A 20259-nucleotide genomic window follows, 5' to 3' on the forward strand; every position below is an offset into this window, starting at 1 on the left:
GATCACTGGAGGCAGAACTCGTTGCCCTCAGGATCCTGCATCTGCCAATAGCGCTCAGGCCAGGGACCCCACTCCTGCTCGACGAGTCGGACGACCATCGCACCCAGTGCGACCAGGCGATCCTTCTCGGCGTCGAGCTTCGAGTGATCGCTCGGCGGGTCGTCGGGGCCGCGCGCGACGTTGACGTCGAGGTGCAGGCGGTTGCGCCCCTCCTTGGCGCCGTCCGCGTGATGGAAGAAGAAGCGAGGGCCCCTGCCCTCGGGGTCCTCTGCCAGCGCCCGCTTGGAGAGGTCCTCCTCGGTGAGGCCACTCTCGAGCAGCTGCGACTTGAGCGGCTCCTCCCACTCCTCGTGGGGGTAGCCGAAGACGTCCGCCCAGAAGTGCGCCAGGCGGCGTGGATCGTTCGCGTAGAAGGTGATGTTGCCGAGCGTGGGCATGGTCTCCCTTTCGTCGTGCTCCCGACGGTAAGGGGACCCGCCGACACCCGCGATGGTTCGAGGCATCCGTCCGGATGTTGTAAGCTTGACGGGTTGCCTCGGGCTTCCCGGGGTCGCAGATGGGCCTGTGGCGCAGCTGGTAGCGCACCTGCATGGCATGCAGGGGGTCAGGGGTTCGAGTCCCCTCAGGTCCACCGAAATGCAGAAGGCGTCCCGACCGGGGCGCCTTCTGCTTTTCGTCTTCGACCACCTCGCGAGGGAGCCTTGGGCTCGCGCTACTTGCGTTCGCCGACCGTCGTCGGCGGCCACGCGAACGTGCCGCCGCGAAGGGTCGCGTCGATCCAGTCACCCAGCAGGGCGTTGGAGATCGCGAGCTGGGTCGCGCGTGAGATCGAGCCGCGGTCGCATCCCAGGCCGAGGAAGGACGACGAGTCGAGGAAACCGCAGTGGTACCCGCCGGGGATCGACACCCAGGTCGCGGGCGATGGCTTCGCGTCGTAGATGAGGCGCGTCGAAGCCGGCTTCACGACGGTGTCGGAAGAGCCGACGACGAACAGCGCCGGAACGGCGATGGCGCGCGCCGCCGCCACCGCGGACGGCCGGGTCTCGGCCGCCGCGAGCGTCGCGATCGTCTCGATCTCCGGGTGCCGGGATGCCGCGAGGACTGCCGCTCCGCCGCCCATCGAATGACCCAGGACGGCGTCCAGGGTGGGGTGGGCGTTGGGCTGCGTTCGGTGAGCCCACATCACGGCGCTCCACAGGTCCTCGGCGAACGAGGAGTGATCGGGGAACAGGCCGGTCGCCGAGGCCGGTGCGATGACGACATACCCGCGGGACGCGATCGACTTCAAGGTCGACCCGTAGCGGCTCGGTGACTGGGTGAACCCGTGCCCGAACGCGACGACGGGATAGGCACCGGGTGCTGAACCGGTGGGTTGCACGAGAAGCGCCGAGAAGCGGCGTCCGTCCTGGCTGACGTCAACGGTCGCGCTCATGACGGCCAGCTGCAACGGCGCAGCGGCCGTCGGGCCGATCGGCTGGGCGGAGGCGAGGGTTGCGGGGGCGATGACCAGCGTGACCGCAACGGCGATGGCCGAGACGGCCGCGAGCAGATGCTTCATGGCGTCATGATAGTTGCCGACATCCGTCGATCCCCTTGCGGGTGTCCGGGCCCTCCGCGAGTCTGAGGCCATGACCGACGTGACGCCCTTCCTCTGGTTCGACAACGACGCAGAGGAGGCGCTCACCTACTACACACAGCTCATCCCCGACTCCGAGATCGTCTCGCTCGCGCACTATCCGGACGGCGTCCCCGGCATGAGCGGCAAGGTCATGCACGGGCACTTCCGCCTGCGCGGCCGCGACTACTACGCGATGGATGCCGGACCGCAGTTCCCGTTCACGGAGGCCATCTCGCTCTACGTGTCGTGCGCCGACCAGACAGAGGTCGACCGGTACTGGGACGCCCTCACCGACGGGGGCGAGGAGCAGCCGTGCGGTTGGCTCAAGGACCGGTGGGGGCTCTCCTGGCAGATCATCCCGGACCGCCTCATCCAGCTCATCCGCGACCCCGACCCGGATCGATCGCACCGAGCCGTTCAGGCGATGCTTGCGATGAAGAAGATCGACATCGGCGCCGTCGAGGCGGCCGCGAACGACTCGTGACCGGACGGGTCAGTCTCGCCGCGGCATCCGCGGTTCTTCTGGCCGCGCTCGCGGTGTCGGGCTGCAGCCCTAGCTCGCCCGACGGGGCGATACCGCCGACGGCGACGCCTTCGACGCCGTCGGGATCGGCATCCGGGCCGCCGGCCCCGGCGGAGGGGTTCTGGCGACCGACCGGCGCACCGACCACTCTCGCCTCGGGCCTCACCGCTCCCTGGTCCGTCGTGCCGCTCGATGACGGGGGAGCGCTTGTCAGCCAGCGCGATGACGGCTCGATCCTCGAGCTCACCGCGTCAGGCGACCTCCGGGAGGTGGGCGTCGTGCCGGACGTCGTCTCGGGCGGCGAATCGGGCCTCCACGGTCTCGCGGTGTGGACCGACGGCGATGAGCGCTGGCTCTATGCGTATCACGGGGCTTCCGATGACAACCGGGTGGTGCGGATGCCTCTCACCGGCGAACCCGGCTCGCTCGCCCTCGGCGAGCCCGAAGTCGTCATCGAGGGGATCGCCCGCAACTCGACCCACAACGGCGGGCGGCTCGCATTCGGTCCCGACGGGATGCTCTACGTCACGACCGGGGATGCGCAGGACCGCACCGCGTCACAGAACCCGGACTCGCTGAACGGCAAGATCCTCCGACTGACGCCCGAGGGGCGACCGGCCCCGGGGAACCCCTTCGGCAACGAGGTCTACACGCTCGGTCACCGGAACGTCCAGGGCATCGCCTGGACGAGCGACGGCACGATGTGGGCGAGCGAGTTCGGTCAGAACACGTTCGACGAGCTCAACCGCATCGAGCCGGGCGTGAACTACGGCTGGCCGATCTATGAGGGCATGGAGGACGACGACCGCTACATGGATCCCGTCGCGACGTGGCCGACGTCGGATGCGAGCCCGAGCGGCATCGCGGCCGTGGGCGACACGGTGTTCATGGCAGGCCTCCGCGGCGAGCGGCTCTGGGTCATCGACACCGACGCTCCGGGCATCGCAGATGAGCCGGCCGCCTTCCTGACCGGCGAGCAGGGCCGGCTGCGGGATGTCGTGGCCTCTCCCGACGGTTCGCTGTGGGTGCTGACGAACAACACCGACGGCCGCGGCACCCCGCGCGCCGGCGACGATCTCCTGCTTCGCGTCGACATCGCCCCCCGAGGCTGAAGGGCGACCCGGACTCCTGCTCCGCCGGCGGACCGGGCGCTACGTTGATCGAGTGATCTCCCAACCGCGGTGCCCGGCCTGCCGGCACTTCCTGTACCTCGATGCGCTGGTGTGCCCGAACTGCGACGCCGAGCTGGGGTACCACATCCTGACCCGGCAGTTCTACGGGGTGCACCGCGGCCGGGCCGTCATCGGCGACCAGACCTGGTACACGTGCTCGAATCGTGGCTGGGACTGCAACTGGCTCGTGTGGGAGGGTGCGCCTGCGGGGCGGTGCTTCTCGTGCCGTCTCACCCGCACGCGACCCGATGCCGACGACACGATCGCCCTGGCCAAGCTCGCCAAGACGGAGGAGGCGAAGCGCCGGCTCCTGTTGCAGCTCGGCGACCTGGGCCTTCCGATCGTCCCGTGGGACGTGCAGCCCGGAGGACTGGGCTTCGACCTGCTCTCGAGCATCTCGCTCGGCCGACCGGTCATGATCGGTCACGCGAACGGAATCGTCACGATCGACCTCGCCGAGAGCCTCGACGACCGCCGGGAGGCACTGCGCATCAAGCTCGGGGAGCCGTACCGGACGATGCTCGGCCACCTGCGGCACGAGACGGGGCACTACTACCAGAACGTGCTCCTGCGCACCGACCAGGACTGGGCCGAGTGCCGCGACCTCTTCGGCGACGAACGCGCGAGCTACAAGGACGCGATCAAACGGCACTACTCGATGGGCGCTCCGGAGAACTGGCACGAGTCGTTCATCTCCGAGTACGCGACGATGCATCCGTGGGAGGACTTCGCCGAGACCTTCGCCCATTACCTCCACATCACCGGGACGCTGCAGACCGCCGCGGCCATCGGCATCCATCTCGACGCCACAGCGACGAATCTGCGCGACACCGACGTGATCCCACGAGGCTCCTACCGTGACGAGTCCGTCGCGCTGCTGCTGTCGGACTGGGAATGGATGTCGGAGGCGTTCAACCGGATCAACCGGGCGATGGGGTTCGGCGACCTCTACCCGTTCGAGATCTCGGCTCCCGTGCGGCGGAAGCTCTCGTTCATGCACGACAAAGTGACGAGCGCCCCGCTCACGACCGAAGAGCAGTATCGCCTCGCGATGCCGCAGGAGATCGAGCTGCCGTGACGTCGTACTCGCGCGGCGAGCGGGTGATCGGGCCTGCGACGCACTACGTGGAGAATCAGCCGCCGTGGCGCGTCGGCGTCGACGAGTACGAGCTGAACGCTCCGCTGATGGCTGGGGTTCGCGCGTTCGGCGCCGAGTGGGCGGATGCCGCGCTGCACCGGACCGGCAGGCATGTCGGCTCTCTCGACTTCCAGCGGGACGCGGAGCTCGCGAACATCCATCCGCCGGTCGCCTACCCGCACGACCGATGGGGCTTCCGCCTCGATGAGGTCGAATACGACCCGTCGTACCACCGCATCACGAGCGCCGCCGTCGCGGCGGGAGCCCACACTTCGGCGTGGGCCGATCCGCGGCCGGGAGCCCACGTCGCCCGCGCGGCCACCTTCATGCTCTTCGCTCAAGTCGAGCCCGGTCACGCATGCCCGATCTCGATGACGCATGCCGCCGTGGCATCCCTGCTCGGCTCGCCCTGGATCGCCGACGACTGGCTGCCCAAGCTCTACTCGCGCGAGTACGAGCCACGACTGCTTCCCGCCGAGCAGAAGACGAGCGCCCTCGTCGGCATGGCGATGACCGAGAAGCAGGGCGGCTCGGACGTCCGCGCGGGAACGACGAGGGGCGTGCACCTGAGCGGCCACGCCTACCAGCTGACGGGGCACAAATGGTTCTGCTCCGCCCCGATGTCGGACGGATTCCTCGTGCTCGCGCACACGCGCCGGGGGAACGTCGACGAGGGGCTGAGCTGCCTCTTCGTGCCCAGGATGCTCCCGCACGGCACGCGGAACGTCTTCCGCCTCCAGCGCCTCAAGGACAAGCTGGGGAACCGCTCGAACGCCTCGGCCGAGATCGAGTTCGACGGCACCATCGGGACGATCGTCGGGGAGCCCGGACGGGGGGTCCGCGCGATCATCGAGATGGTCCAGCGCACGCGGCTCGACTGCGTGCTGGGAACGGCGGCGGGGATGCGCCAGTCCGTCGCCGAGGCGGTCTGGCATGCCCGAGGGAGGTCGGCGTTCGGCGCGCTCCTCGTCGATCAGCCCGCGATGACGGCGGTGCTCGCGGATCTCGCGCTCGACTCCGAGGCGGCCATGCTGAGCGGCCTGCGTCTGGCCCAGCTCTTCGAGGACGAGGCATCCGATCGCGACATCGCCCTGCGGCGCCTCGCGACGCCCGTGACGAAGTACTGGGTCTGCAAGCGGGGACCGCACCACGCCTACGAAGCGCTCGAGTGCCTCGGCGGCAACGGCTACACCGAGACGTTCCCGCTGGCCCGGCGATTCCGCGAGCAGCCCGTCATGGCGATCTGGGAGGGCTCCGGGAACGTCATCGCACTCGACGTGCTGCGTGCGCTGGCGCGCGACCCCGAGTCTGCGGAGGCATTCGCCGACGAGCTCTTCACGGTGCGCGGCGAATCCGGCGTCCTCGACGGCCACGTCGACCGGACGCTCGCGCTCCTCGCCGCGGTGGCCGGCGACCCCGACTCGGCGCCCGCGCACGCACGGAGGCTGACAGAGGCGCTCGCGCTGGCGTTCCAGGCGTCGCTGATGCTCCGTCATGCGCCCGGCCTCGACGCCCAGACGTTCATCGCCGCGCGGCTGGGCGATGAGCGCACCTGGCACTACGGTGCGCTCCCGTCCGGGACGGATGCCGCCGCCATCGTCGCCCGCCACTGACACCCAGCCCGCTCCCGGAGGAGCGACCTAGGCTGACGGCATGACGATCAGACGGCGTGCGCTCGTGGCGCTCGCCGTACTGACCGGTCTCGCGGCGCTCTGCGCCACCGGTCCGGCCGTCGCGTCCGATGCGCGGTCGACCGGTCTCCCGCCGCCCGACTACGACGCGACGCCTCGCGTCGAGGTCGCCGCGGCGCCCGCCGACGGGGCCCCGGATGCCGCGCGCGCCGCCGTTGCAGCGATGTCGACGCGGGAGAAGGCCGCGGCCGTCGTCATGGGTCACATCCCCTCGGCGGATCCCGCCGCCGTGCGCGACTACATGCAGCGGACGGGCATCGGCGGCTTCATCCTCATGGGGGCGAACGTCCCGGCGACCGAGTCGGCGCTCCGCGAACTCACGGCCTCCCTCACTCTCGACCCCGCGCTCCCGCCCCTCATCGGGATCGACCAGGAGGGCGGCGATGTCTCACGCCTTCCGTGGGACCGATTCCCGTCGTCGGTGACCCTCAAGTCGGAGGCTCCGGATGCCGCGGCCGCCGCGTTCGCGGGCCGTGGGGCGCTCGTCGAGCGAGGCGGGATAGGAGTGAACTTCGGCACCGTCGCCGACGTGACGGACGACCCGGGGATGTTCATCTACCGCCGGGCACTCGGCACGACGCCGGCCGCGTCCGCGGAGCGGGTCGCGGCGGCGGTCCGCGGCGAGTCCGGTGAAGCCTTCTCGACGCTCAAGCACTTCCCGGGTCACGGCGCCGCCCCGGGCGACTCCCACCGCGGCATCCCGTCGACGGGCATGTCGAAGGATGAGTGGTCGACGACGGATGCCGCGCCCTTCCGCGCCGGGATCGAGGCGGGCGCCGAGCTGCTCATGTTCGGACACCTCGCCTACACGGCCGTCGACCCCGCGCCGGCGTCGCTCTCGGCGGAGTGGCATCGCATCGCACGTGAGGAGCTCCGCTTCGACGGCGTCATCGTGACCGACGATCTCGGCATGCTCGAGGCATCCGGCATCCCGGAGTACCGCGACCCCGTGGCCAACGCCGTCGCCGCTCTCGCAGCCGGTAACGACCTCCTCCTCTCGGTCACGGGATCGACGGCCGCTACGGCGCCGCGGATCGTGGACGGGATCGTCGCGGCGGTGGAGTCGGGCACCGTGCCGGCGGAGCGTCTCGACGACGCGGCCGCACGGGTCACCGCGCTTCGGCTGAAGCTCGCGGCCGAGGGTCGCGGCCTCGTTCCCTGCCCGGACTGCGCGCCGGCCGGCTAGGCGCCGAGGGCGGCCACGAGCCGCGCCCGCAAAGCCTGACCCCGGGTGCTGAAGTCGCGCTGGCGCCGCACGTACTCGGCCTTGCCCTCGGGCGTCTCGATGCGCACGGGCAGATAGCCGTGGGCGGCGAGGTCGTACGGCGAGGCCTCCATGTCGAGCACGCGGATGTCGCGTGCGAGCTCGAACGCGTCGAGCAGCAGGTCTCCCGGCACGAGCGGACCGAGCTTGATCGCCCACTTGTACAGATCCATGCCCGCGTGCAGGCAGCCGGGCTGCTCGAGCATCGGCTGGGACTCGCGCGTCGGGGTCTCCCGATTGCGCGGCACAGCCTCGGCTGTGAAGAACCGGAAGGCGTCGAAGTGCGTGCACCGCAGATCGTGCGCCTCGACGACGGCGTCCGTGCCGCCCTGACCGAGGCGGAGGGAAACGGGATGCCGGTGCTCGCCCTGGCGATAGACCATCGCCCACTCGTGCAGGCCGAAGCATCCGAACGACCCGGCACGACCGGCGGTCGACCGCAGGATCTTCTCGACTCCGGTGACGAGGAGAGCCTTCTCCGCCCGGAAGCCGTCGCCGTCGACGCAGAGCGACCCGGGCGCCCCGCCCGGGCGGTACCACCGCCATCCGGCCCGCGGCGAGTCCGAGGCATCCGCCAGCTCGACGCCCGCCCCGGGGTGCCATCGGCGCAGGACTGCGGGCTTGTACGAGTAGTAGGTGAAGAGGAAGTCCTCGACCGGATGCTTCTCGCCGCGCGCGGCGCGGGCTCGGTGGCCCGCGGTCAGCGCATCGGCGCGTGCCAGGTGCGACGCCTCGAGCGCCCGCCATTCCGCGGCGTCGAGCCGCGTCGGCGGAGGGGCGAGGATCGTCATCCTTCGAGGATAGGCGTGGTCTCCGCAGTGTCTGTGGGGCCGACGAGACTGGCCGGGTGATCTCGCTCATCTCCGCACCCTCGAACCTCGGCCTGCGACCGCCCGAACCCTCCGCCGTCCCCGGCACGAGCAAGGCTCCCGAGGCGCTCCGCGAGGCCGGGCTCCACACGCGGCTGCTGGCCGCCGGCGGAGCCGACGCAGGCGTCGTGATCCCGGGGAGGTATCGCGACGTCGTCGAGCCCGGCCACGTGCGGAACGAGGCGGCGCTGATCGACCACGCGGTGCGCCTCGCCGAGCGGATCAAAGCGGCGGTGGACGCGGGTCACGCACCCCTGGTCCTCGGCGGAGATTGCAGCCTCGTGGTCGCGGCGGGCGTCTCGCTCGCCGGGAGAGATGCCGGCCTCCTGTACCTGGATGGGCACACCGACTTCCGGCATCCCGGAAACGGCGGTCCCGTGGACGCCATGGGCGGCGAGGCTCTCGCGGCAGCGATCGGGCTCCACATCCCGGAGGTCGCCGACATCGCGGGCCTCGGCCCCTACTTCGCCGCGAGCCGCACGGTCCAGGTCGGCTGCCGCGACGACGACGTGGATGCCTCGCTCGTCCGGGCGTCGATCGCCGACGTCGTGACGGCGAGCGAAGTGGAGGCCGATCCCGTCGCGGCCGGGGCGCGAGCGGTCGGGTTCGCCGGCTCCGGGTTCTGGCTGCACCTCGACGTCGACATCCTCGGCCCGGCCGTCATGCCCGCGGTCGACAGTCCGGACCCTGGGGGGATCGACGTGGATCAGCTCGTGCTCCTCCTGCAGCGCCTCGCGCCGCACGCCGTCGGAGCGGACGTCTGCATCTTCGATCCCGACCTCGACCTCGACGGTCGCTTCGCCCGTCTGCTCGCCGACGTGGTCGTCGCGGGGCTGGGGGCGCTCGGCTCGGAGGTCACTCGACGGGTTCGATGAGCTCCGGCGAGTTGTTGCGGACGTTGCCCACCGCCTTGCTCACGACGTGGTTCTCGAGCTCGTCCGCGATAGCCGGAGCGGCGTCGATCGCGGCATCCAGTACGTCCCGCACGTTGTCGGTGTCGGGGTCGAGCCAGGCATCGGCGTGGTCGGCGTCGATGAAGAGGGGCATGCGGTCGTGGATCGAGCCCAGTCGGCCGATCGAGTCGCGGGTGAGGATCGTGAAGCTCAGCACCCAGCGGTCGGGATCGTCGTCGGGTTTCGAGGCATCCTTCCACCACTCGTAGAGCCCCGCGAAGAACATCGGTGACTCGTCGGCGGGGTGGATGTAGTGCGGGATCTTCTGATCGCCGACCTTCTTCCACTCGTAATAGCCGGATGCCGGCACCACCGCGCGCCGCTTCTCGAGGGCCTTGCGGAACATCGGCTTGTCCTCGAGCTCTTCAGCGCGGGCATTGAAGGCGCGCGCGCCGATCTTGAGGTCTTTCGCCCACGCCGGTACGAGCCCCCACCGGGCGACTTCGAGGCGCCGCGTCGGCGGCTCGGTCTTGGCCGAGTCGAGGACGATCGCGACCTCGGAGGTCGGTGCGATGTTGTACGACGGCTCGGGCAGGTCTTCGGCCTCCACGTCGACACGCAGCACCCCGACGAGCTCGGAGCCGACGTTGGCGACGACGAATCTTCCGCACATGCCGTCAGCCTACGCGCGGGGTCAGACGTCAGGCCTGGAGGACGCCGACCTCTTCGAGGCGCTCCAGCAGACCGGCGCCGTCCGACTCCGTGACCCACGGGACCGCGGCGGCGTGGTCGTCCACGACCGTGCGTCCACCGGCGAGGACGGCCTCAGCCGGCGACAGTCGACGGAGCGCGACACCGACGACATTGGCCGGGTTCTCACTCGCGAAGGTCGTGTAGATCTCGTCGTCGTGCTGCCCGTCGTCGCCGATCAGGAGCCACTTGACGTCGGGGAACTCCTTTGCCAGGCGACGCAGGTTCGAGAGCTTGTGCGCCTTGCCGCTGCGGAACCACCGGTCGTGCGTGGGACCCCAGTCGGTGAGGAGGATCGCCCCGGGTGGGAAGAGGTGACGGCGGAGGAACCTGATGAGCGTGGGGGCGACGTTCCATGCCCCGGTCGAGAGGTAGACGACGGGCGCCCCCGGGTTCTCCCGCGCGATGCGCTCGAGGAGCACTGCCATCCCGGGCACGGGCTGGCGGGCGTGCTCGTCGACGACGAACGAGTTCCAAGCCGCGAGCAGCGGGCGGGGGAGCGCGGTCACCATTACCGTGTCGTCCACGTCGGAGACGAGGCCGAACTTCACCTCGGGGCCGACGACGAAGACGCGGGTCTCGACGGGCTCGCCGCCCTCCACCGTCATCTCGAACGTCTGCCAGCCGGGTTCGAGCCGGGCGGGCAGCACCGTGTCGATGACACCGCCGCGGTCGGCGACGACCTCGTGCTTCACGCCCGCGATCGTGACGGTGACCTGCGCGAACCCGACGGGTACCGACGCGAAGCTGCGCCACCCGCGGATCCTCGCGTATTCGCCCGTCTCGACCGGCTTGGCGGGCTTGACGGGCGGAACGATGAGCACGCGTCCGAGAACGCGCACCCAGTCGACGCCGCCGTAGCCGGGGAACGGCGTGACGGTCGGCTTGTGGCTGCGCGCACGCGCGCGACGCTCCCGCCAGGCGTGGAAGCGGTACTCGAGGCGGGCGAGCCACAGGACCTTGGGGTGGCCGGAGTCGTTCGCGGGCATCCTCTCAGTCTTCCACGTCCTCCTCGAAGCGGCCCGACGGGGCGGCCTCCTCCTCGTGCATATGGCGCCGTTCGACGCGCTCGATGATCTTCTTGCCCACGAACACCAGCACGAGGAACAGCACGATGACGCCGACGAACAGATAGCCCGCGTAGTGGATGCGATCGGCGAGGTCTCGGTAGGTGCCCGCGGCGGCCGCCGAGACAGAGATGTACAGCGCCGCCCAGACGATGCACGCCGGCGTGGTCCATGCGAGGAAGCGTCGATACGGATAGCCGCTCATGCCGACCGTGAGCGGTACGAGCGAGTGCAGCACCGGGAGGAAGCGCGAGATGAAGATCGCCGGACCGCCGCGCCGGCGGAGGTACCGCTCGGATCGCTCCCACTTGTCGTCGCCGATGCGCCGCCCGAGCCGCGAGACGCGGATCTTCGGTCCGAGGAACCGTCCCAGCCAGAAGCCGATGCTCTCGCCGATGAGCGCGCCGACCACCACGGCGACGCCGAGCAGGACGCCCTCGAGCAGCGAGGCCACGGCCGTGCCGGCGACGATCACCACCGTGTCGCCCGGCACCACGAGACCGACCAGGATGCTCGTCTCGAGCATCACCGCGACACCGGCGATCAGCGTCCTCACGACGGGGTCGACGCTCTGCACGGCGTCGAGCAGCCACGTGAGGAACTCGTTCACGGCACGAGCCTAGAGCGCGGGCGTCCCCTCTAGCCTGGGAAGATGTCGCATCCCCTCGTCGCCGAGCCGCTCGACGTCTGGATCGACCCCGAGACCCTCTATCTCGCCCTGTTCGCGACGCTCGAGCACTCGTTCTGGCTGGATGCCGGACCTGACGCAACGACCGGCTGGAGCTGGATCGGCACCGGCGATCGGGCCGATGACCCGGCGGTCGTCCGGGATGTCGCGTGCGCCGGCGCGGGGGCATCCAGTCCGGAGGGGCGGTTCGGCGGCGGCTGGGTGGGATGGCTCGGCTACGAGCCGGGCGCCGCACGCGCCGGCGCTCCGACCGCCGACCCCGGCGACGACGTCCCGTCCGACCTGTGGCTGCGGGCGGAGCGCCTGGTCGCGTTCGATCACACCGCCCGCAAGGCGTACGCCTTCGCGTGCGGCGAGGAGGTCGCCGACTTCGCGCGATCCGTGCGGGCGGCCGTGAGGCATCCCGTTCCGCCCCTGCATGCCGCACCCGCGCCCGTCTCGGTCCTGGCGCGACATGAGCCCGATCAGTACGAGGCTCTGATCGAGCGGTGCCGCGATGCGATCCGTGAGGGCGATGCGTACCAGCTCTGCCTCACGACGCGGTTCGCCGTCGAGGCATCCGTCGATCCTCTCGAGTCCTACCGGCGGCTGCGCTCGCGCACGCCCGCGCATCACGGCGGACTCATCCGGTCGGGGTCCGTCGCGCTGCTGAGCGCGAGTCCCGAGCTGTTCCTCGAGGTCGGCGACGGCATCGTTCGGACGCACCCGATCAAGGGCACGCGGCCGCGCGGGACGGATGGCGCGACCGACGCGGCGCTCGCCGCCGAGCTCGCCGCGAGCGAGAAGGAGCGCGCCGAGAACGTCATGATCGTGGATCTCATGCGCAACGACCTCTCGCGCGTGTGCCTCGACGGCACGGTCGCCGTCGAGCGCCTCTTCGCCATCGAGAGCTACCCCGCCGTGCATCAGCTCGTGAGCACCGTGTCGGGCACGCTCGAAGACGACGTCACGGTCGGCCGGCTGCTCGACGCAGCCTTCCCGGCCGGGAGCATGACCGGTGCGCCGAAGCTGTCGGCCATGACGATCCTGCACGACCTCGAAGGAGGGCCGCGCGGCGTCTTCTCGGGGTGCTTCGGATGGATCGGCGATGACGGAGCACTCGACCTCGCCATGATCATCCGCTCGATCGTCGTCCATTCGCATGGCGCCTACGTCGGCGCCGGGGGAGGGATCACGTGGCGCTCGGACGCCGCCGCCGAGGTCGCCGAGGTGGGGGTGAAGGCGCGGGGTCCCCTCGGGGCGCTGGGGGCGACACTGCCGCCCGGCTGGTGAGGACGCCCGTCGGGTAACCTGGAACCCCGCGTTTCGCGCGCTCTCCCGGCTTTTTCACGATTGGTGCTCCTTCACGTGTCACAGACGTCCCCTCCCGACACCGCCGCGCCCGCCGAGGACGGTGGTTACGACGCGTACGCCATTCAGCAGAAGTGGCAGGCGCGATGGACGGAGTCCGACCCGTTCCGTGCCGGCGGCACCGACGACACGCGGCCGCGCAAGTACGTGCTCGGGATGTTCCCGTACCCGTCCGGCGACCTGCACATGGGCCACGCCGAGAGCTACGCCTACGTCGACATCGTCGCCCGCTTCTGGCGCCACCGCGGCTACAACGTCCTGAACCCCATCGGGTGGGACTCGTTCGGCCTGCCCGCCGAGAACGCGGCGATCCAGCGCGGCGCCGACCCGCGGGAGTGGACGTACGCGAACATCGCGCAGCACAAGAAGAGCTTCCGTGAGTACGGCTCCTCGTACGACTGGAGTCGCATCCTCCACACGAGCGACCCCGACTACTACCGCTGGAACCAGTGGCTCTTCCAGCTGCTGTACGAGCGCGGCCTCGCCTACCGCAAGGAGAGCCCCGTCAACTGGTGCCCGCACGACCAGACGGTGCTCGCCAACGAGCAGGTCATCGACGGGCGCTGCGAGCGGTGCGGCACCGAGGTCGTCAAGAAGAAGCTCACGCAGTGGTACTTCAAGATCACCGACTACGCCGACCGTCTGCTGGACGACCTCAACCAGCTCGAGGGCTTCTGGCCGCAGAAGGTCATCCGGATGCAGCGCAACTGGATCGGGCGCTCGGTCGGAGCCGACATCGACTTCGAGATCGAGGGACATCCCGAGAAGGTCACGGTCTTCTCGACGCGCCCTGACACGCTGCACGGCGCCACGTTCTTCGTCGTGGCGCCCGACAGCGACCTTGCGGCCGAGCTCGCTGCCGGATCGTCGCCCGAGGTGCGGATGCGCTTCCAGGACTACCTCGAGCGGGTCGGGCGCGAGTCCGAGATCGAGCGTCAGAGCACGGACCGCCCGAAGACGGGCGTTTTCCTCGAGCGCTACGCCGTCAACCCGGTCAACGGCGAGCGTCTGCCGATCTGGGCGGCCGACTACGTGCTCGCCGACTACGGCCACGGCGCCGTCATGGCGGTGCCCGCACACGATCAGCGCGACCTCGACTTCGCGCGCGCCTTCGACCTGCCTGTCCGGGTCGTCGTCGACACCACGGCACCCGTGACGGGTGCCATCCCGGTCATCGAGCTGGACGAGAACGGCGATCCGATCGATCCCGGTGCCGACACCGACTCGCTCGCCGAGCTCGACCCCGCCAGGACCGGCATCGCGCTCACGGGCGAGGGCCGCATGGTCAACTCCGGAGCCCTCGACGGTCTGTCGAAGCGCAACGCGATCGCCCGCATGACCGAGCAGCTGGAAGCCGCGGGGACGGGCCGCGCCGCGAAGTCCTTCCGCCTGCGGGACTGGCTCATCTCGCGCCAGCGATTCTGGGGCACCCCGATCCCGATGATCCACACCGAGGACGGTCGCATCGTCCCCGTGCCCGCGGATCAGCTGCCGCTCACGCTTCCGGACGCCCACGGCCTCGACCTGACGCCGAAGGGCACGTCGCCGCTCGGCGGCGCGACCGAATGGATGCAGACGGTCGACCCCGAGACGGGCGAGCCGGCGCTCCGCGATCCCGACACGATGGACACCTTCGTCGACAGCTCGTGGTACTTCCTGCGCTTCCTGTCGCCGGGCGACGAGAGCGAGGCGTTCTCGCCGCGCGAGGCCGACAAATGGGCGCCCGTCGACTCGTACATCGGCGGCGTCGAGCACGCGATCCTCCACCTCCTCTACGCGCGCTTCATCACGAAGGTGCTCTACGACGCGGGTCTGATCGAGTTCACCGAGCCCTTCACGAGCCTCGTGAACCAGGGCATGGTGCTGCTGCGCGGCTCGAAGATGTCCAAGAGCAAGGGGAACCTCGTCGAGTTCGCCTCGAGCATGGTCGATCCCGGCGCCGACGCCGTCCGAGTCGCGATCGCGTTCGCAGGCCCCGTCGAGGACGACATCCACTGGGAGGACGTCTCGACCGTCGGCGCCCAGAAGTTCCTGTCGCGCGCATGGCGCGTCGCGAAGGACGTCACCAGCGCGCCCGACGTCGTGTGGGCCGAGGGCGATCAGGCTCTTCGTCGCGTGACCCACCGTCTCCTGGCGGACGCACCGGGCCTCGTGGAGCAGACGAAGTTCAACGTGGTCGTCGCGCGACTCATGGAGCTCGTGAACGCGACGCGCAAGACGATCGACTCCGGGGCCGGTCCCGCCGATCCCGCCGTGCGCGAGGCTGCCGAGGCGGTCGCCATGGTGCTCGACCTCTTCGCGCCTCACACCGCGGAGGAGATGTGGGAGACCCTCGGCTACGAGCCCTTCGTCGGACTCGTCCCGTGGCGTCAGGCCGACCCGATGCTCCTCGTCGAGGACTCGGTGACGGCGGTCGTCCAGATCGACGGCAAGGTGCGTGCGACGCTCGAGGTGCCGACGCGGATCAGCGGCGACGAGCTCGAAGCGCTCGCCCGGGGCAACGAGCGCGTCCAGCGCGCGCTGGGCGACCGCGAGATCGTCCGGGCGATCGTGCGGCCCCCCAAGGTCGTGAGCTTCAGCACGCGCTGACGCTCTCCTCCCCAGTGCCGGAGGGCGCGGGGGAGTGCACGCCCGGTTCATTCTCGCCTCGGCGGGCCCCGGACGGCGCCTAGCGTCACCTGCGTGACGACGGGGGAGGACTCGACCCGCGATCGTCGGCGCCTCGGCGTCGGCGCCGCGATCGTCGTCGTGCTCGTCGCGCTCGCGATCACGGTCGGCATCGGCATCCTTCGCGGCGCCGGTTCTCCTGTGCAGGCCGTGGCTGTCGACGCTGCTCCGTCGACGGATGCCTCGGCCGCGGCATCCGTCTACGTGCACGTATCGGGAGCGGTGGCGGCGCCCGGCCTCTACGTGCTGCCCGAGCGGGCGCGGGTCGTCGACGCCGTCGCGGCCGCCGGGGGGTTCGCCGAGGGTGCCGACGAGTCCGCGGTCAACCTCGCTCGGTCGCTGAGCGACGGGGAGCAGCTCGTCGTGCCGGTGATCGGGGCGGCTCCCGTCAACGGGGCGGCGCCCGGCGAAGGGACGAGCGGCGATGGACGCGTCAACCTCAACACCGCCGATGCGAGCGAGCTCGACTCCCTGCCACGGATCGGGCCGGCGATGGCCGAGCGCATCATCGAGTGGCGGACCGCGAACGGCGGGTTCACGAGCGTCGAGGACCTCCTCGCGGTGCCGGGCATCGGCGACAAGATGCTCGATGCGCTGCGGGATCTCGTGACGATATGACGCCCGTCCCGCACGCACGAGCACGGCTGCGCCGCCTTCGCCTGATGCCCGTGGCGGCGGCCGCGTGGGGCACGGCGGGCCTCGCAACCGCTGTGCCGGAGACCTCCGTTCCTCTCGCGATCGGCGCGTGGGTGGCTGCGGCGCTCGCACTCGCCCTCCTCTTCCGCCGCCGAGGGGCCGCTCTCGTCGCGGTCGTGCTGGGTCTCGCCGCAGCGGCCGCGATCGCCTCCCACGTCGCACTCGCCCAGCCCGCGCGGTCGGAGGCGCTGGCGTTCGTCGGCTCGGGAGGCCGAGCCGTCGAGGTGACCGCGACCGTCATGGGCAAGGTCGAGCGGCGCGTCACGGGGGAGCTGGCCTTCGACGCCGTCGCGAGCGGTATCCGTCTCGGTCGGGAAGAGCACGGCGGGCAGAATCTGCCGATCACGATCCGCGTCCACCCTGACGAGGTCGACGACCTCGGCGCCCTCGACGTCGGAGCGGTGGTCATCGCCTCGGGAAGCGCCCGGGCGACGGATGCCGGCGAGCGGGCGGTCTTCGACCTGTCGGCCACGCGCGGTGTCGTCGTGGCGCAGCCGCCCGGCGGCCCCGCCGCCGTCGCGGCAGCCCTTCGTCACGGGCTGACCGCGACGGCAGCGGGGCTCCCCGAGCCAGGTGCCGGTCTCATCCCGGGGCTGGCGGTGGGCGACACGAGTCTTGTCGATCCGGGCCTCGACGCCGCCATGAAATCGTCGTCGCTCTCGCATCTGACCGCAGTGTCCGGGGCGAACTGCGCCCTCGTCGTCGGCATCGCCTTCGCGGGCGCCGCGCTCGCCGGGGTGCCGCGGGTGGGCCGGGTGGTCGCCGGGGTGGTGGCGCTCACAGGCTTCGTCGTGCTCGTGACGCCCGAGCCGAGCGTCGCCCGTGCCGGCGTCATGGCGGCGGTGGCCATGCTCTCGGTGGCGCTCGGCCGACCGGCTGTCGGCGCCGCGGTGCTATCACTCGCCGTCACCGTGCTCCTGGTCGGCGATCCGTGGCTCGCGACCTCGCTGGGATTCGCCCTCTCCGTCGCGGCGACGGCGGCTCTGCTTCTGCTCGCCCGCCCGCTCGCGTCGGGTCTCGAGCGGTGGATGCCGCGGGCTCTGGCCCTTGCACTCTCCGTGCCGCTCGCGGCGCAGCTCGCGTGCGGTCCCCTCCTGGTCCTCATCTCGCCGAGCGTTCCGCTGTACGGCGTGGTGGCGAACCTCCTGGCCGCTCCGGCGGCTCCTGTCGCGACGGTCGTCGGTCTTGCCGCCTGCCTGGCGCTGCCGATCCCGGTCGTGCAGTCCGGCCTCACCGCGATCGCGTGGCTCCCGGCCGCGTGGATCGCTTCGACGGCGAACATCTTCAGCGACCTCCCGGGGGGCCAGGTCCGGTGGGCCGAGGGCTGGTGGGGCGCCTCGGCGCTGGCGGTGCTGGGCGCCGCGGTAGCCGTACTCGCGGTTCGCCGGGCGGCCCCCATGCTGCGGACCGCGGCGGCGGTACTCGTCGCGGCGGTCATCGGCGTGACCGCCGGCACCTCGGCGCTCGCGACGGTCGCCGGCCCGCTGACGCTTCCGGCCGAGTGGACGATCCTCGCGTGCGACGTCGGCCAGGGCGACGCCGTGCTCATCCGCTCCGCCGGCGAGGTGGCGCTCGTCGACACCGGACCCGACCCCGAGGCGCTGAACGGATGCCTCGACCGCGCGGGGATCGCGCGTCTGAACCTGCTGGTCCTCACTCACTTCGACCTCGACCACGCCGGCGGCTCCACGGCGGTCGTCGGACGCGTCGACGAAGTGCGCCACGGGCCTTCCGCATCGGCCCAGGACGAGACGCTCCTCGAAGGTTTCCGACGAGGGGGAGCGACCGTGGTCCAGGCCGCGGCAGGTCAGACGGGGCGGCTCGGTGATGCGGACTGGGTGCTCCGGTGGCCGCCGCCCGCGAGCAGGGCCTTCCCGAGCGGCAACGACGCGAGCGTCGTCCTCGACATCGGCGGCGGAGGGGTGCCTCACGCGCTCTTCCTCGGCGACATGTCCGCCTCACCACAGCGGGCGCTTGCGGCATCCGGCGCTCTCTCGCCGCCGTACGACTTCGTGAAGGTCGCGCACCATGGCAGCGCCGACCAGGCTCCCGAGCTGTACGAGCAGATCGCGCCGGCCGTCGCCGTCGTGACGGTGGGCATCGGCAACGACTACGGCCATCCGCGCGCCGAGACGCTGGAACTGCTCGAGCGGCTCGGAGCGGTGATCGTCCGAACCGACGAGGAGGGCATGCTCGCGCTGTGGCGCGCCCGGGAGGGAGAGGGCGTCGCCGTCTGGCGCGAGCGGGCCGGCGACGTCGTGCCCGCTGGCTAGGCTGGATCCATGGCGACCACTGGGCGACGGGCAGCACCGGCGAAGACGCGCAGCGCCATCCCGCAACTGCCCTGGCGCAACCCGCAGCCGGCGCCCGTGGTCCTGGTCTCGGGGCCCGAGGAGGTGTGCGCCGAGCGCGCGATCGCGACGCTGCGGGACTACCTCCGGGCCGAAGACCCGAGCCTCGAAGTGTCCGACATCCGGGCCGACGACTACGCGCAGGGCACGCTGCTGTCTGTCACCTCGCCGTCGCTCTTCGGCGAGCCGCGACTCGTGCGCGTCTCCGGTGTGGAGAAGTGCTCCGACGCCTTCCTGACCGAAGCCGTCTCGTACCTCTCGGCGCCCCAGGACGGTGCGACCGTCATCCTCCGCCATACCGGTGCGACGGTGCGGGGCAAGAAGCTCCTCGACGCCATCCGGGCGGGAACGGGCGGAGGCGTCGAGATCCCGTGCCCCGCCATCAAGCGCGACAGCGACCGGTTCGACTTCGCGGCGGGGGAGTTCCAGGCGGCGAAGAAGCGCATCGCCCCCATCGCACTGCGCTCGCTCGTCTCGGCCTTCGCCGACGACCTGACGGAACTCGCGGGCGCCTGCCAGCAGCTCATCGCCGACGTCCCCGGCGACATCACCGAGCAGATCGTCGAGCGCTATTACGGCGGCCGGGTCGAGACATCCGCCTTCACGGTCGCCGACACGGCGATCGCTGGTCGCTACGGCGATGCGCTCATCGCGCTCCGCCATGCCCTGGCATCGGGTGCCGATCCCGTGCCGCTCGTCGCGGCGATCGCCATGAAGCTCCGCACGATGGCGCGCGTTGCGGGCAGTCGCGAGTCCTCCGTCGCCGTCGCCTCTCGCCTCGGGCTCAAGGACTGGCAGGTCGACCGGGCGCGACGAGATCTCGTGGGCTGGTCGGAGTCGACGCTCGGCATGGCCATCCAGGCCGCCGCTCGCGCGGATGCCGAGGTCAAGGGCGCCTCGCGAGACCCGGTGTTCTCGCTCGAACGCCTCGTCACGGTCATCGCGACGAGGGCCCCCTACGGCTCCTGAGACCGTCGCGGCGGAACGACCCGCGGATCCTGCGCGAACGGGGGCCGCGACATCCGTCACCGACGGCGAAGGCCCGCCCCTTGCGGGACGGGCCTTCGCACGAAGAGCTCAGCGGATCAGAGCGCCGCAACCTGCTTCGAGATCGCCGACTTGCGGTTCGCCGCCTGGTTCTGGTGGATGACGCCCTTGCTCACGGCCTTGTCGAGCTTCTTGGTCGCCTTCGAGAGGGTCTTCTCGGCGGTGGCCTTGTCGCCGGCCGCGACGGCCTCACGCGTCTGACGGACGAGCGTCTTCAGCTCGCTCTTGACGGCCTTGTTGCGCTCGTGCGCCTTCTCGTTGGTCTTGTTGCGCTTGATCTGCGACTTGATGTTCGCCACGTGTCGACGTTCTTTCGTTCGGAGTGAATCGGATGATTGCCGGCCAGCGGTAGAGGGGCGCCTCCGGCGCGCGCAGGGTGGGACCCACGCGCAAACCAATCACCGAGTCTATCAGGTCGAGCGTCTATCCACCGACTCGGGGAAGGTGTCGGACGATGGTCGTCACATGGTGCATG

At 70.8% G+C, this 20259-nt stretch carries 18 protein-coding genes and 1 tRNA gene; 12 read left to right on the forward strand and 7 right to left on the reverse strand.

Features of this window, described 5'->3' with window-relative positions; all coding sequences use genetic code 11:
• Nucleotides 1-2: 2 nt before the first annotated feature.
• Nucleotides 3-437, reverse strand: coding sequence for a VOC family protein (locus G5T42_RS14705; protein ID WP_165129538.1), 435 nt, complete (start codon nt 435-437; stop codon nt 3-5).
• 121 nt (nt 438-558) lie between these two features.
• On the opposite strand from G5T42_RS14705, the gene G5T42_RS14710 reads away from it, so the two are divergent.
• Nucleotides 559-631 (forward strand) — tRNA-Ala (locus G5T42_RS14710).
• A gap of 81 nt (nt 632-712) precedes the next feature.
• Here G5T42_RS14710 and G5T42_RS14715 read toward each other — a convergent pair.
• On the reverse strand, nt 713-1558 hold the full coding sequence (locus G5T42_RS14715; RefSeq protein ID WP_165129539.1) for an alpha/beta hydrolase: 846 nt from the start codon (nt 1556-1558) through the stop codon (nt 713-715).
• A gap of 70 nt (nt 1559-1628) precedes the next feature.
• Here G5T42_RS14715 and G5T42_RS14720 point away from each other — a divergent pair, with 70 nt between their 5' ends.
• Genes G5T42_RS14720 through G5T42_RS14740 form a run of 5 tightly spaced genes read left to right on the forward strand, consistent with a single transcriptional unit; the run spans nt 1629 to nt 7328 of the window.
• Complete coding sequence (locus G5T42_RS14720; protein ID WP_165129540.1) at nt 1629-2102, forward strand: VOC family protein; 474 nt, start codon at nt 1629-1631, stop codon at nt 2100-2102.
• Nucleotides 2103-2155: 53 nt separating this feature from the next.
• On the forward strand, nt 2156-3253 hold the full coding sequence (locus tag G5T42_RS14725) for a PQQ-dependent sugar dehydrogenase (RefSeq protein ID WP_347104483.1): 1098 nt from the start codon (nt 2156-2158) through the stop codon (nt 3251-3253).
• A gap of 52 nt (nt 3254-3305) precedes the next feature.
• On the forward strand, nt 3306-4391 hold the full coding sequence (locus tag G5T42_RS14730; RefSeq protein WP_241245845.1) for a putative zinc-binding metallopeptidase: 1086 nt from the start codon (nt 3306-3308) through the stop codon (nt 4389-4391).
• Nucleotides 4388-6064: an acyl-CoA dehydrogenase family protein gene (locus G5T42_RS14735; RefSeq protein ID WP_165129542.1), complete on the forward strand. Its 1677-nt coding sequence runs from the start codon at nt 4388-4390 to the stop codon at nt 6062-6064. Before G5T42_RS14730 ends, G5T42_RS14735 begins: the two co-directional genes overlap by 4 nt.
• Nucleotides 6065-6104: 40 nt before the next feature.
• Nucleotides 6105-7328, forward strand: coding sequence for a glycoside hydrolase family 3 N-terminal domain-containing protein (locus G5T42_RS14740; protein ID WP_165129543.1), 1224 nt, complete (start codon nt 6105-6107; stop codon nt 7326-7328).
• On the opposite strand, the gene G5T42_RS14745 is transcribed toward G5T42_RS14740, so the two are convergent.
• Entirely contained in the window at nt 7325-8197 is an 873-nt protein-coding gene (locus tag G5T42_RS14745; protein ID WP_165129544.1) for a 3-methyladenine DNA glycosylase, read from the reverse strand. The two genes, G5T42_RS14740 and G5T42_RS14745, sit on opposite strands and share 4 nt — an antisense overlap.
• 56 nt (nt 8198-8253) lie before the next feature.
• Here G5T42_RS14745 and G5T42_RS14750 point away from each other — a divergent pair, with 56 nt between their 5' ends.
• Nucleotides 8254-9150, forward strand: coding sequence for an arginase family protein (locus tag G5T42_RS14750; protein WP_165129545.1), 897 nt, complete (start codon nt 8254-8256; stop codon nt 9148-9150).
• Here G5T42_RS14750 and G5T42_RS14755 read toward each other — a convergent pair.
• From G5T42_RS14755 to G5T42_RS14765, 3 genes are read right to left on the reverse strand one after another with little or no spacing between them, the layout of a single operon-like run.
• On the reverse strand, nt 9131-9841 hold the full coding sequence (locus G5T42_RS14755; protein ID WP_165129546.1) for an SOS response-associated peptidase: 711 nt from the start codon (nt 9839-9841) through the stop codon (nt 9131-9133). The two genes, G5T42_RS14750 and G5T42_RS14755, sit on opposite strands and share 20 nt — an antisense overlap.
• A gap of 28 nt (nt 9842-9869) precedes the next feature.
• On the reverse strand, nt 9870-10907 hold the full coding sequence (locus G5T42_RS14760) for a phosphatase domain-containing protein (RefSeq protein WP_165129547.1): 1038 nt from the start codon (nt 10905-10907) through the stop codon (nt 9870-9872).
• A 4-nt stretch (nt 10908-10911) separates the two neighbouring features.
• Nucleotides 10912-11595, reverse strand: coding sequence for a DedA family protein (locus tag G5T42_RS14765; protein WP_165129548.1), 684 nt, complete (start codon nt 11593-11595; stop codon nt 10912-10914).
• Nucleotides 11596-11637: 42 nt separating this feature from the next.
• On the opposite strand from G5T42_RS14765, the gene G5T42_RS14770 reads away from it, so the two are divergent.
• The 5 genes from G5T42_RS14770 to holA all read left to right on the forward strand — a co-directional run bounded on the left by G5T42_RS14770 (nt 11638) and on the right by holA (nt 19706).
• Nucleotides 11638-12945 (forward strand): anthranilate synthase component I family protein, encoded by a 1308-nt coding sequence (locus G5T42_RS14770; RefSeq protein WP_165129549.1) that lies wholly within the window; start codon nt 11638-11640, stop codon nt 12943-12945.
• Nucleotides 12946-13020: 75 nt separating this feature from the next.
• A complete protein-coding gene (gene leuS, locus G5T42_RS14775) occupies nt 13021-15612 on the forward strand; it encodes a leucine--tRNA ligase (protein WP_165129550.1) in 2592 nt (863 codons plus the stop codon).
• Nucleotides 15613-15705: 93 nt separating this feature from the next.
• The gene (locus tag G5T42_RS14780; protein ID WP_165129551.1) at nt 15706-16308 is read left to right on the forward strand and encodes a helix-hairpin-helix domain-containing protein; all 603 of its coding nucleotides are present in this window, start codon (nt 15706-15708) and stop codon (nt 16306-16308) included.
• Nucleotides 16309-16352: 44 nt separating this feature from the next.
• The gene (locus tag G5T42_RS14785) at nt 16353-18659 is read left to right on the forward strand and encodes a ComEC/Rec2 family competence protein (protein WP_165129552.1); all 2307 of its coding nucleotides are present in this window, start codon (nt 16353-16355) and stop codon (nt 18657-18659) included.
• 9 nt (nt 18660-18668) lie between these two features.
• Entirely contained in the window at nt 18669-19706 is a 1038-nt protein-coding gene (gene holA, locus G5T42_RS14790; RefSeq protein ID WP_165129553.1) for a DNA polymerase III subunit delta, read from the forward strand.
• 116 nt (nt 19707-19822) lie between these two features.
• Here the strand turns inward: holA and rpsT are convergent, their stop codons facing one another.
• Entirely contained in the window at nt 19823-20083 is a 261-nt protein-coding gene (gene rpsT / locus G5T42_RS14795) for a 30S ribosomal protein S20 (RefSeq protein WP_165129554.1), read from the reverse strand.
• Nucleotides 20084-20259: the final 176 nt, after the last annotated feature.

It is taken from the genome of Microbacterium sp. 4R-513, from assembly GCF_011046485.1.
Classification (GTDB): Bacteria; Actinomycetota; Actinomycetes; order Actinomycetales; family Microbacteriaceae; genus Microbacterium.

Bases quoted from the DNA above. Each gene is read 5' to 3' on its own strand.
- G5T42_RS14760 (WP_165129547.1), bottom strand. From the start codon at position 10,907: ATGCCCGCGAACGACTCCGGCCACCCCAAGGTCCTGTGGCTCGCCCGC.
- G5T42_RS14720 (WP_165129540.1), top strand. From the start codon at position 1,629: ATGACCGACGTGACGCCCTTCCTCTGGTTCGACAACGACGCAGAGGAG.
- G5T42_RS14705 (WP_165129538.1), bottom strand. From the start codon at position 437: ATGCCCACGCTCGGCAACATCACCTTCTACGCGAACGATCCACGCCGC.
- G5T42_RS14770 (WP_165129549.1), top strand. From the start codon at position 11,638: ATGTCGCATCCCCTCGTCGCCGAGCCGCTCGACGTCTGGATCGACCCC.
- G5T42_RS14745 (WP_165129544.1), bottom strand. From the start codon at position 8,197: ATGACGATCCTCGCCCCTCCGCCGACGCGGCTCGACGCCGCGGAATGG.
- G5T42_RS14715 (WP_165129539.1), bottom strand. From the start codon at position 1,558: ATGAAGCATCTGCTCGCGGCCGTCTCGGCCATCGCCGTTGCGGTCACG.
- holA (WP_165129553.1), top strand. From the start codon at position 18,669: ATGGCGACCACTGGGCGACGGGCAGCACCGGCGAAGACGCGCAGCGCC.
- G5T42_RS14755 (WP_165129546.1), bottom strand. From the start codon at position 9,841: ATGTGCGGAAGATTCGTCGTCGCCAACGTCGGCTCCGAGCTCGTCGGG.
- G5T42_RS14785 (WP_165129552.1), top strand. From the start codon at position 16,353: ATGCCCGTGGCGGCGGCCGCGTGGGGCACGGCGGGCCTCGCAACCGCT.
- G5T42_RS14740 (WP_165129543.1), top strand. From the start codon at position 6,105: ATGACGATCAGACGGCGTGCGCTCGTGGCGCTCGCCGTACTGACCGGT.